At 64.9% G+C, this 11,901-nt stretch carries 11 protein-coding genes; 5 read left to right on the top strand and 6 right to left on the bottom strand.

Annotated features, from left to right (window positions below; genetic code table 11):
* Positions 1 to 4: 4 nt before the first annotated feature.
* Together ACZY0Q_RS07935 and ACZY0Q_RS07930 are read right to left on the bottom strand one after the other, a co-directional pair.
* Positions 5 to 364 (bottom strand): ribbon-helix-helix protein, CopG family, encoded by a 360-nt coding sequence (locus tag ACZY0Q_RS07935; protein WP_463915693.1) that lies wholly within the window; start codon positions 362 to 364, stop codon positions 5 to 7.
* Positions 361 to 639, bottom strand: coding sequence for a hypothetical protein (locus tag ACZY0Q_RS07930; RefSeq protein ID WP_463915692.1), 279 nt, complete (start codon positions 637 to 639; stop codon positions 361 to 363). Before ACZY0Q_RS07930 ends, ACZY0Q_RS07935 begins: the two co-directional genes overlap by 4 nt.
* Before the next feature lie 347 nt (positions 640 to 986).
* Here ACZY0Q_RS07930 and ACZY0Q_RS07925 point away from each other — a divergent pair, with 347 nt between their 5' ends.
* The 5 genes from ACZY0Q_RS07925 (at position 987) to ACZY0Q_RS07905 (ending at position 4,931) form a co-directional block, all read left to right on the top strand.
* Positions 987 to 1,529, top strand: coding sequence for an alternate-type signal peptide domain-containing protein (locus tag ACZY0Q_RS07925; protein WP_463915691.1), 543 nt, complete (start codon positions 987 to 989; stop codon positions 1,527 to 1,529).
* A gap of 71 nt (positions 1,530 to 1,600) precedes the next feature.
* Positions 1,601 to 2,209, top strand: coding sequence for a hypothetical protein (locus ACZY0Q_RS07920; protein ID WP_463915689.1), 609 nt, complete (start codon positions 1,601 to 1,603; stop codon positions 2,207 to 2,209).
* A gap of 4 nt (positions 2,210 to 2,213) precedes the next feature.
* A complete protein-coding gene (locus ACZY0Q_RS07915) occupies positions 2,214 to 2,852 on the top strand; it encodes a signal peptidase I (RefSeq protein WP_463916284.1) in 639 nt (212 codons plus the stop codon).
* Positions 2,849 to 3,370: a hypothetical protein gene (locus tag ACZY0Q_RS07910; protein WP_463915687.1), complete on the top strand. Its 522-nt coding sequence runs from the start codon at positions 2,849 to 2,851 to the stop codon at positions 3,368 to 3,370. The genes ACZY0Q_RS07915 and ACZY0Q_RS07910 overlap by 4 nt, the downstream gene beginning before the upstream one ends.
* 88 nt (positions 3,371 to 3,458) lie before the next feature.
* Positions 3,459 to 4,931, top strand: a complete 1,473-nt coding sequence (locus ACZY0Q_RS07905) for an APC family permease (RefSeq protein WP_463915686.1) — start codon at positions 3,459 to 3,461, stop codon at positions 4,929 to 4,931.
* 51 nt (positions 4,932 to 4,982) lie between these two features.
* On the opposite strand, the gene ACZY0Q_RS07900 is transcribed toward ACZY0Q_RS07905, so the two are convergent.
* The 4 genes from ACZY0Q_RS07900 to ACZY0Q_RS07885 form a co-directional block, all read right to left on the bottom strand.
* Entirely contained in the window at positions 4,983 to 6,404 is a 1,422-nt protein-coding gene (locus ACZY0Q_RS07900) for a TrkH family potassium uptake protein (RefSeq protein WP_463915685.1), read from the bottom strand.
* Positions 6,405 to 6,407: 3 nt separating this feature from the next.
* Entirely contained in the window at positions 6,408 to 8,390 is a 1,983-nt protein-coding gene (locus ACZY0Q_RS07895; RefSeq protein WP_463915684.1) for an APC family permease, read from the bottom strand.
* Positions 8,391 to 8,536: 146 nt separating this feature from the next.
* On the bottom strand, positions 8,537 to 9,214 hold the full coding sequence (locus ACZY0Q_RS07890; protein WP_463915682.1) for a response regulator: 678 nt from the start codon (positions 9,212 to 9,214) through the stop codon (positions 8,537 to 8,539).
* A complete protein-coding gene (locus ACZY0Q_RS07885) occupies positions 9,211 to 11,880 on the bottom strand; it encodes a DUF4118 domain-containing protein (RefSeq protein WP_463915681.1) in 2,670 nt (889 codons plus the stop codon). The genes ACZY0Q_RS07890 and ACZY0Q_RS07885 overlap by 4 nt, the downstream gene beginning before the upstream one ends.
* Positions 11,881 to 11,901: the final 21 nt, after the last annotated feature.

Raw genomic sequence — 11,901 nt, 5'->3', positions numbered from 1 at the left:
TGATTCAGGAGGCCTTGGAGAGATATTCGGCCAAGGCATCTCTGATGATCGCGGAGGGGTTCCTGTGTTCCTTTTGAGCCTGCTCCACGAGCTTTGCATCCATGGCCTCTGGCAGCCTGAGCGAACGGGACGGCGATGTTCCTTTGGTGCTGAGTGAAGGTTTGCCGACGGCACGTCTGATCGCTTCGGGGGAGCCAAGCGCGGCTTCGAGGAGAGAGCGGCCCGCCTCCGGGCCGTCGGCCTTGTTTACGCGGGCCTCAGGCCCGATATCTGCGGTCTCCGCCCAGGTTGCCAGCTCTGCGTACCGGGTCTGCTCCGCGGCATCGAGTTCTTCGGGTGCCTGGGACTCTTCTGTTTCGTTCACTTGCCGGCCTGCCTTTCTGCGATGTCAAGGATTTTCCTGCGGGCTTCCATGACGTGGAAGATCAGGATGTCATTCGGAGGGATTATGACCGCCATGACTTCAAGAACCCTGCTCCCGTCCCGAGTAGGGCCGATAAAAAGGTCTGGCCTTGTGCCCGAATCGACCCGAGGTTCATCGAACTGCTGTACATGGTAGGTCTGATTCAGGATGGCATTCAATGCATCTTCATGGTCGATGCCATGTTTATCTGCACTGGCCGCCCAGATGATCCCCATGGCTTTATTGTCTTGCAATACGTTCTGTATTGCAAGACAATATCGGCCCCCATCTTTTGGGGTGATGCCAGGTGGTCCACGGAGCGATTGGGACTCAGGCGGAATTACTAACTTTGATTGACTCGAATTAGTCACTTCGATTGACTGCAATTACTAACTTTGATTGACTATTTTCCTGCACCGGACAAGCTGCCTATTCGAAGAAACCGCAGGTCAGGCGCCCGTTGTAAGACTTGGAATAACTTGAGTAAACCTTGACGGATTTCCCCCTTAAGTCCTGATTTAGGACGTGCATTGTTTGTTTTCAGCAAGACAACCAAGCACGCAAAAGTCTGAGGGGACACACCATGAAGAACAGCACACTGATCAAGGGATCTGCCGCCATCGCCCTGGGCGCCGCACTGCTGCTGGGCGGCGGCGGAACGCTCGCCAACTGGAACGCAGCCGCCACACAGGCGCCCGGCACCATCGTTGCCGGCGACCTGAACGTCGTCAACGGCGCCGGCGTCTGGAAGGACCGGCTCGGCGCCACCATCAACATCGCCACTTACAAGGTGGTTCCGGGCGACTTGCTCACCTTTACGCAGGACCTCAACGTCACCCTGGCGGGTGACAAGATGGCCGCAACGATCGCCACCTCCGGGATCACCGCAACCAACGGATTCACTCCCGCAAACGTGACGGTTTCCGCTCCGGTCCTGACTGTCGGCGGCGTGGCTGTTTCCAACCCGCTCCGCCCGACGGGAGCCACCCAGACGGTCACGTCGACTATCACGTTCGAGTTCAAGGCAGCCACTGCGGGCCGCGCCGACGTGAATGCAAGCTACAACTTCGGCAATGTCGGATTTACCCTGACCCAGGTCAACGGCACGGGTGACGGCCTGTCCTAGTCTGAACTAGGCGGCCGGCGGATCAGCCGGCCGCCTTTTAGCACAGATTAGGATCAGGACCAGGAGGAACAATGCGGATCCCGCGGACGCTGCGAGCCGGTGTACTGATCGCAGCAGCGGTGGTCCTTGGACTCCTGACAGTGCAGGGCACCTACGCTATGTGGAACGCCAGCACTTCCACAGCTCCGGGATCCGTTTCCTCCGCTTCCTTCGATGTCAGCCTCAGCGCTACTCCCTCCGGGCAGGTGACCAACATGACCCTGCCCGGAGGCCCCGCCACCATCAACCTCGGCCAGGCCACATCGCTCGCACCGGGAACACCCGTGTACGCCAGCCTTGTGGTTGGCAACAACTCCAACGCCGGCGGAACGTTCAGCACCAGCATCACCGCGGCACCGGCTACGGTAACGAACGTCGGACTCGGGGTCCTGGCGCAGTACGTCACGGTGGGCGCAAAGTTCGCCTCCGCCGTCGCAGAATGCAACACCGCGACCGGATACGCGCCGCTGACGGCGGCAGGACTCACCTCCGCGGCCGTCGCCAAATCGGCAAGCACCGTATTGTGCTTCCAGGTCAGCCTCAGCTCCTCCGCCTCCTTCCTGTTGAAAGGCCAAGCCGTGAACATCAGCCTTCCGCTCACCGCCCGCCAGCTCTGCGGGGTGCCCAGTGGCTGCGCTTGAGACGATGCCGGTTGGCCAGGCTGCTGATACGACCGCCGTCGACCAGCCGGCCGAACCGGCAACCAGCCGGAGGAAGTCCGGTGACGCAACGAAGCGCCACAGCACACTCGCTGCTGTGGGCAAGTTCCTGAACCTCGTAGTCCTGATGATCGCGGTTTTCGCGGCCCTCGTGCTGATCGTTGTTCCCCGGGCCACCGGCTCCCAGACCTACACCGTGCTGACCAACTCCATGGCCCCGAAATTCCCGCCGGGGACCTTCCTGGTCATCAAACCGGTGGACTTCGCCGAACTCAAGTACGGCGACGTGGTGACCTTCCAGATGTACTCCGGCCGGCCCGACGTCGAAACCCACCGCATCGTGGGCTTCGCGGCAACCCAGGAGGGCGAGAAGACCCTCATCACCAAGGGCGACAACAACGGTGTCAACGACGCCGAACCCGTCCGTGAACTCCAGGTCAAAGGCAAATTGTTCTACGCCGTCCCCTACGTTGGCTACGCGGCCAACGCGCTGGGCAATGCCGACCGCAACCTGTGGGTCACCCTCGGCGCCGCCGGCCTGATTGGCTACGGTGCGCTGCAGGTGGTCAAGGGCGTCCGGGGCCGCGGACAGTCGAAGAAGGCCGACGGCGAGGTCCCGGCGTGAAATCTTTCGCGCGGGTACCGGGAGCCACCCTGGCGGTTGGTGCCTTCGTGCTGACCGTTCTGCTGGGCGTCGGAGCAGTGTCCGCCTCGGCCCTTTGGCAGCAGTCGGCCACCGCCACCATGACGGCCACCGCCAACGGCGCCTGGCCCGGCCCGGCGCTCGGGCCACTCACGTGCACCAACGATGCGCCGGAAAAGGTGGCCACGCTCAAGGTCACGGCCACGGCGGCACCGGCCACCATCACGTACGCCGCCCTGCAGGCCAACGGTACGTATGGCACCAGCTACACCGGGCCAACAATCCTCCTCCCGGGCACCGGCAACATTATCCTGACTGCAAGTCCTGTCGCGCAGATGTCCCAGATCCTCAAGGACAACCCGGCCGGCGGCCCCCTGACAGTCCGCGTCACTGCCACGTACCTGGACACCACAACAGCGTCCACAGAAATCACGCTGACCCACACCATCACGAACGGCAAGCTGGTCTGCCCGCTGGTGCCTGGGCAGGTCAAAGGCTGAGAGCTACAGGACCTGTTGCCAAAGCGACCCCAAGAGGATCACCCTGAAGTAGGCCACGTTTGACGTATTGAGTGTGGAGGTCAGGGCGATGAGCACCACTTCAGATGACCTGGTTCCGGCGAATCCGGAGGCAGAGACACATGAGCTGAAGCGGGTCCTTGGCCCCAAGCTCCTCCTCCTGTTCATAGTTGGCGACATCCTCGGCGCCGGCGTGTACGCAGTCACCGGAACCATGGCCGGGACAGTGGGCGGGATCGTCTGGCTGCCGTTCCTGCTCGCGTTCGTCGTCGCGACGCTCACCGCGTTCTCCTACCTCGAACTTGTCACGCAGTACCCGCAGGCGGCAGGTGCGGCGCTGTATACCCACAAGGCGTTCGGCATCCACTTCGTCACGTTCCTGGTGGCATTCGCCGTGGTCTGCTCCGGGATCACCAGTGCGTCCACGTCCGCGAACGTCCTCGCCCAGAACTTCTTCGGCGGACTGGAGCTCAACGGCTGGATGGAAGTGCCCGGACAAGGCGTGATCACCGCCGTCGCCATGGCATTTATGCTCCTGCTGGCCGCGATCAACCTGCGCGGCGTGGGGGAGAGCGTGAAGTTCAACGTTGTGCTCACGCTGGTGGAGATGATCGCGTTGTGCATCGTGATCGGCGTGGGCTTTTATGTCATGGCCCAGGGCACCGGGAACGCGGGCGAAATATTCGTCTTCAACGACTACCAGGACAAGGGGCTGTTCCTGGCCGTCACCGCCGCAACTTCCATTGCCTTCTTTGCCATGGTGGGCTTCGAGGACTCGGTGAACATGGTGGAGGAAACCCAGCACCCGGAGAAGATCTTCCCGCGGACCATGCTGACCGGCCTCGGCATCGCCGTCCTCCTCTACATGCTGGTGGCCGTCTCCGTGGTCAGCGTGCTCTCGCCCACCGAGCTGGAAAACATCCGGGAGGCAGAAGGTGCCGCACTGCTCGAGGTGGTACACAAGGGCTCGCCGGACTTCCCCATCGACAAAATCTTCCCGTTCCTCGCCGTGTTCGCCGTTGCAAACACCGCGCTTATCAACATGCTGATGGCCAGCCGGCTGATCTACGGCATGGCACGCCAGAACGTCCTGCCGCCCGCGTTGGGGAAGGTCCTGCCGGGACGCCGCACCCCGTGGGCCGGCATCCTGTTCTCCACCGTCCTGGCCCTGGGCCTGATCTGGTACGTCACCAGCGACCCCAAGAGCAACATCGTGGCCAACCTCTCCGGCACCACGGCGTTCCTGCTGCTGTGCGTCTTCACGGTAGTAAACGTGGCCTGCCTGGTCCTTCGCCGCAAGCGGGACCCCCACCGCAAAGTGTTCTTCACCTCGCCGGGGCAACTGCCGCTGCTCGCGGCCCTGCTGTGTGCCTTCCTCGCCGGGCCGTGGGTGGGCCGCAACGTCATCCAGTACCAGATCGCCGGGGGACTGATGGCGATCGGCGTCGTGCTCTGGTTTATCACCTGGCTGATCAACAGACGGACGAACAGGGCGGAAGGCGAGCCCGTGGGGACCCAGAACATCGGCAAGGATGACGCATAGGCGTCCGCACCGCCGTCGTACTTTTCAGAACGTCAGACGACGACGACGGCGCTAGCCAATGATGGGGCGTTCCTCCGGCAGGCTGTAGAGGCGGGGACGGGAGGACAGGGCGAGAGCGGACGCGACCGTCACGGTGCCGATTCTGCCGAGGAACATGAGGGCCATGAGCACCCATTCGGCCGACGGCGGGAGGTTGTAGGTGATGCCGGTGCTCATCCCCACGGTGGCGAACGCGGAGATTGATTCGAAGAGCACCTTTTCCAGGCTGTAATCGGTCACCATCAGCAATGCCAGAGTGCCACCCACCACCGCGGCAACACCCAGTAGCGCCACGGACAGGGCCTGGCGCTGTGAAGAGGCGCTGATGGACCGGTGGGCGATGGTCACCTCGTCGCGGCCGCGGATCTCGTTCCAGATGGAGAAACCCAGCACTAGGAACGTGGTGATCTTGATGCCGCCGGCAGTGCCGGCGCTGCCGCCGCCGATGAACATCAGGATGTTGGTGACCATGAGGGTCTCCGGTGCGGCCGCGCCGTAGTCGATGCTGTTGAAGCCGGCAGTACGGGGGAAGACGCTTCCGGCCAGGGAGCCCAGCAGCTTCCCGGTCAGGGACAGGCCACCGAGTGTTTCGTCCCGGTTCCATTCGAAGGCGGCGAACAGCGTGATGCCAAGGACGAGCAGCAGCACCGTGCCGTAGATGGTCAGGCGCAGGTGGACGCTCCAGTTGCTGGCTTTGACGTTCCCCCGGAGCAGCTGGATGATCACCGGGAACCCGAGGCCGCCGGCGATGATCGCCAGGCAGATGGGGACGATGATCCAGGGGTCTTCTGCGAAGCCGATGAGGTTGTCGCTGTAGAGCGCGAAGCCGGCGTTGTTGAAGGACGAGACGGCGTGAAACACGCCGTGCCACAGCGCGGTGGCCGGGTTCTGGTCGTAGGCCAGCCAGAAGCGCCCGGTCAGCACCGCGGCGGTGGCGGCCTCTATGCCGAGCATGAGTCTCGCCACGCGGAGCAGCACGGCGCTGACGTCGCCCAGATTGAGTGTGTGGGTTTCTGACTGCGCCACCAGCTGCCCGCGCAGGCCGATGCTTTTCCGGACCAGGAGAGCCAGCAGTGTGGCCAGCGTCATGATGCCGAATCCGCCCACCTGGATCAGTCCCAGGATCACGGTCTGCCCGAACGGCGTCCAGTACGTGGCCGTGTCCACGGTGGTCAGCCCCGTCACGCAGACGGCCGAGACGGAGGTGAACAGCGCGGCCATCAGGGGGTCGGCTCCGGGGTCGCTGCCGGTCCGGGCGGCGGGCAGCATCAGCAGGGATGCTCCGAGGATGATGACCGCCAGGAACGCCAGGGGTACCGAACGGACCGGGTGCAGGAGGGCCCGCCGTACAGGGTTGTCGTGCCCCTTATCGGGGAGCCGCTTGTTCCGCAGTAGTGGCGCCGGCGCGCCATTCCGGAACCTGCTCAGGGACATGTCCTAACCTACGTGGATGCCGGGACGGCGGGCGGGATCCGGCTCATTTTCCCTGATGATTTCGCGGACCACGGGGGCGGTGTCTCCCCGGCCCAGCAGGAGGTAGCGCATGAGGTGCGCCAGGGGATTGCCTTCAGCCCATTCAAAGTAGGCGTGGGGCCGGACGCCGGTGGCGTCGCGGAGAGCCAGCAGGATGGCGGCTATGGCGTTGGGAGCGGCCGGGCTGTCGGCACGGAGGACGCGGTGCCCGTCCACTTCGATGCCGCGCACTTCGAGGACGTCGCTGAAGCCCGAGGGGTCGGTGACTTCGATTTCCAGGAAGATCACGTCGGCGGTTCCGGGCACGGGGTTGTTCTCCCGCTGCTGGGCTTCCTTCTCACGGTATTCGGCGGCGTCACGGGCCTGCGGACGGTTCGCGATCAGGTTGATCCGGCCGTCATAGTCGAGGGTGTCGGTGATGAAGCGGCGGGCTTCGTCGTCGAACTCGATCTTGTGGACCCGGAGTTCGGTGGTGCGGCTGACCCGGGAGACGAGCGAAACAGCGATGATGCCCAGGATGAAGAAGCCGGAGATTGCGATGCCGTCCGGCTTGGCGATGACGTTGGCCCCCAGCGCGTACAGCAGGATCAGGGTCAGGATGGTGAAGCCGACGGCGGCGCCCCGCCGCTTGCTGCGGGCGGCGGAGATGCTGACCGCGACGGCGCCGGAAACCATCATGGCCAGGATGCCCGTGGCGTACGCACCGGCCTGGGCGTTGACGTCTGCGTTGAAACCGATGGTGATCAGGATGCTGATGGCGGTGTACACCAGAACCACCGGGCGGACGGCCCGGGACCAGTCCGGGGCCATGCCGTAGGACGGAAGGTAGCGGGGAACGATGTTGATCAGGCCGGCCATGGCGGACGCGCCGGCGAACCACAGGATCAGGATGCTGCTGACATCGTAGACAGAGCCGAAGCCGTTGCCCAGCAGCTCGTGGGCCAGGTAGGCCAGGGCACGCCCGTTGGCCTCGCCACCTGCCTGGAAGGCCTCGGCAGGGATCAGCACAGTGGTGACGAAACTGCTGCCCAGGAGGTACACGCTCATGATCAGGGCAGCTGTGGTGAGGAGCTTGCGGGTATTTCGGACGCGCGCGGCGAGCCGTTCCTCGGCGGTGGCGCCGTTGGCTGCGACCAGCGGCATCATGCTGACGCCGGTCTCAAAGCCGGACAAACCCAGGACCAGCAGCGGGAAGGCGAGCAGGGCCGGTCCTGCGATGTCCCCGAAACCTGTCCCGGAGGAGGTGAGCGCCGCCGTCCAGTCGGCCATGGCACCCGGCTGCGTGACGGCGTCGTAAATTCCTGCTCCGATGATCACGGTGTTGAGCACGAGGAAGATGCCCACCAGGGGGATGGCCACGGCCACCGCCTCGGAGAAACCGAGCAGGAACACCCCGCCGAGAATGAGCAGGAGCACCACGGTGATGGCGACGGCCTGGCCGTCCAGGAAGGGCGGCAGGTAGGGGTTCTCAAGCATGTGGACGGTGGCGTCGGCCGCGGAGAGGGTGATGGTGATGATCCAGGAGGTGGCGACGAAGCCGAGCAGGACGAGCACAAAGATTTTCCCGCGCCAGAACGGCAGGAGCTTTTCCAGCATCGCCACCGATCCCTGTCCGTGGGGGCTTTCGTGGGCCACCCGCCGGTACATCGGAAGCATGCCCAGCAGCGTCAGGCCAACGATCAGCAGGGTGGCCAGCGGGGAGAGCGCCCCGGCGGCGAGGGCGGCGATGCCGGGCAGGTAGGAGAGAGTGGAAAAGTAGTCCACGCCGGTCAGGCACATGACCTTCCACCAGCTCTGGGTGGGGGCGTGGTCCTCGGCAGTCTCCGGGCCCACCGGCTGGTGGACCGTGTGTTCCAGCAGCCACCGGGTGAGCCCGTTTCCGGGTCCCCCGTCGCGTTCCGGGTTCGGAACGCTGGCGGGAATGGAGAAGCGGGTGGATGCAGTCAACGGGTTACTTTCTGTACCCCGAGCAGGCGGGATTGGGGTGAATAACCAACGGAGCGTAGCACCGCGCCAGGTGCCCGCAGCGGGCAAACCCGGGATCTTAACGCATCCTTAACGCCGCCGGCGCTGGTGTTACCCGGCGGACCGCGTCAGGGCTGGAATCTGTAACCGATGCCTGCTTCGGTGAGGAGATGCCGGGGGTTTCCGGTATCGGGCTCGAGCTTGCGGCGCAGCTGGGCCATGTAGACGCGGAGGTAGTTTGCGTCTTTGGCGTACGCGGGTCCCCAGACCTCGGTGAGGAGCTGGCGCTGGGTGACGAGTTTCTCGGGGTTTCTGACCAGGATCTCCAGGATGTTCCACTCGATGGGAGTCAGCCGGACATCGGCGCCGTCGCGGATGACGCGGTGTTTGGCCAGGTCCACTGAGAAGTTGTCGGTGGTGATCACGGGGTTGGGTGTTTTGTGGTCGGGGGTCCGGCGGAGCAGGGCGCGGAGACGGGCGAGGAGTTCCTCGGGGCCGAAGGGTTTGGTGAGGTAGTCGTCGGCACCGGCGTCCAGGGCCTCGACTTTGTCGTCCGAGGTATGGCGGGCCGAGAGGACCAGGATGGGGACCTCGTTCCAGGTCCGTAGTTGCTTGATGACGGCTATGCCGTCGATATCGGGCAGGCCGAGATCCAGCACAATGAGGGCCAGGGCATGTTGTGTGGCGGAGAGCAGGGCCGAGTGGCCGTCTGTAGCCGTAACGACGGCGTAGCCGTTGGCCTGGAGGGCGATGTTGAGCACTTTGAGGAGGTGCGGGTCATCGTCGACTACGAGGATGGAAGTCATGGTTTTTCCTGGGTGGAGGGCTGATGGCGCGATGTCCATCCGGAGAGCAGGGACTGGGGCTTCACTGGCGCTTGGGCTGTTGTGTAGTGGGCGCGGGCGCCCGTGGACAGTGGCAGCCGGATGACCATGGTGAGTCCTCCTCCCGGGGTTTCTTCTGCTGTCAGTGTGCCACCCATTGCCTCGGTGAACCCTTTCGCGACGGCCAGGCCCAAGCCAACACCCGTGGTTTGTGGAACATCGGTGAGCCGTTGGAAGGGCCGGAACATTTCAACGACGTTTTCCGCCGGTACGCCCCGGCCGTGATCGATGATGCGCAGTTCACCTGCGGGCTGGCCTGCCAGCGTTTCAGTGCTCAGTCCGCCGGCTGTTCCGACCAGGACAAGATCGGATTCGGGCGCATACTTGACGGCGTTTTCGACGATGTTGGCGATGACGCGCTCGAGCATGCCCGGGTCCGCCTCGATTTCAGGCATGTTCGGTGGCAGGTCCAGACGCGCGCTCCCGGCGGGGATGCCGTGGAGGGCGGCCGGGATGACGTCGTTCCAGCGCACCGGTTGCAGCAGTGGCTTGGCCGCGTCGGTGGTGATCCGGGACATGTCGAGCAGGTTCCCCACGAGCAGGTCCAGCCGGTCCGAGGATTCGTCGATGGCCAGGAGCAGTTCGTGGGCAAGTTCGGGGCCGTACTGCACGTCCTTTTGGAGGAGGCTCCCGACGGCGAGTTTGATGCTGGCCAGTGGTGTGCGGAGGTCGTGGGAGACGGCTCGCAGGATTGACGTGCGCATCGTGTTGCCTTCAGCGAGGCGGAGCACCTCGCGGCGGCTGGCGGCCAGTTGCTGCCTCTCAAGCTGGGCGGCGAGGTGAACCCCGAACGCGCCGAGCAGCCGCCGGTCGCTGGCCGGAAGCGCCCGCCCGAAAAGTACCATCCGGGTGGCCGCGTCGATCTGTTCGGTATTTTCCGTGGGGAAGTCCGGCTGGTCCGGCGCCGGCTGGTTGGCTGTGCCGGCGTCGGGGAGTTCGCCGGCACTGGCGGTAGGTGTCCAGATTGCCCGGTGGCCGCCGTCGCCGGTTTCGGACAGGCCGTAGAGCGCCGCGCCACGGACGTTGAAGACGGCAAGTGCCTGCTGCAGCAGGTCCTGGACGGTGTCCTCGGAGCTGGCCGCACCGCGGGTGAGGTCTGAAAGGGTGGTCGCTTCCGCGCGGGCCCGGGCGGCCTCTTTGGAGCGGCGGGCAGAGAGGTCCACCACCACGGCGACGGCGGCAGAAACGCCGACAAACACCAGGAGGGCGAGCACATTCTGGGGGTCGTTGATGGTCAGGGTGCCCACCGGCGGGGTGGAGAAGTAGTTGACCAGGAGGCTGCTCCAGAGCGCAGCGAGGATGGCAGGCCAGAATCCGCCCACCAGCGCCACGGTGACCGATCCGGCGAGCTGGACCAGCACCGCTGTGGCGACGCTCTGGTCCGGATTCAGGGCGAGCAGAAACTGGAGAAGCACGGGCAGCAGGATAGCGAGGACGAAGCCGGCTCCAACGCGGATCCGGCCGAGATCCCGTTGCCGGCGGGATCCGGCGCCGCCACCCCCGAGAGGGTGCGAGACCATGTGGACGTCGATATCGCCCGAGTCCCGGACCACCCTGGTGCCGATGCCGCCGCCGAGGAGTGCGCCGAGCAGTCCTGCGAGCTTTCCACGGCGCGAGATGCCGACCACGATCTGGGTGGCGTTGACGCTCCGGGCAAAGTCCAGCAGCGCGGTGGCCGGGTTTTCGCCTGCAACGAGGTGGTAGCTGCCACCCAGGTCCTGGATCAGGCGGCGCTGGGCTTCCAGCGCCTGTGGTGATTCGCCGGCAACACCATCGGCGGCGCGGACATGGACCGCGAGCAGGTCGCCGCCGCTGACGCGGTTGAGGATCCTGGCGCCGCGGCGGATCAAGATTTCGCCTTCAGGGCCGCCGGTCAGGCCGATGACGATGCGCTCGCGGGCCGGCCAGGTTGCCTGGATGTCGTTCTCTGCCCGGTACCTGGCCAGGCCTTCATCCACCCGGTCCGCGAGCCAGAGGAGCGCCAGTTCGCGCAGAGCCGTCAGGTTGCCGAGACGGAAGTAGTTCGAGAGGGCGGCGTCGATCTTGTCCCGGGTGTAGATTTTTCCATCGCTCAGGCGTTGGCGCAGGAGTTCCGGGGAAATGTCGACGAGGTGGATCTGGTCGGCCCGGCGTACGACGTCGTCGGGCACAGTTTCGGCCTGCCGCACCTCGGTGACGGCGCTGACGACGTCCCCCAGGGATGCCAGGTGCTGGATGTTGATAGTGGAGAGGACATTGATGCCGGCGGCGAGCAGTTCGTCGATGTCCTCCCAGCGTTTGGCGTGCCGGCTGCCGGGAATGTTTGAGTGCGCGTACTCGTCCACGATGGCGGTCGCCGGTGCACGGTGGAGCACGGCGTCGAGGTCCATCTCGTCGAACTCGGTGCCCCGGTACGCGAGGCGCCGCGGCGGGATGATCTCGAGCCCGTCCAGGAGGGCCCGCGTCTCGGCACGGCCGTGGTCCAGCGCGAACGCGACGACGACGTCCTCGCCGCGGGTGCCAAGGCGGTGGGCTTCCTCGAGCATTTCGTACGTTTTGCCGACTCCGGGTGCGGCCCCGAGGAAGATACGCAGCGTTCCACGTGCCATGCCGTCATTCTTCCACTGCGA

This window comes from Pseudarthrobacter lactosi, assembly GCF_055412785.1.
Note: the sequence above shows the minus strand (reverse complement) of the source record. Positions and strands in the feature narration are given on the sequence as shown.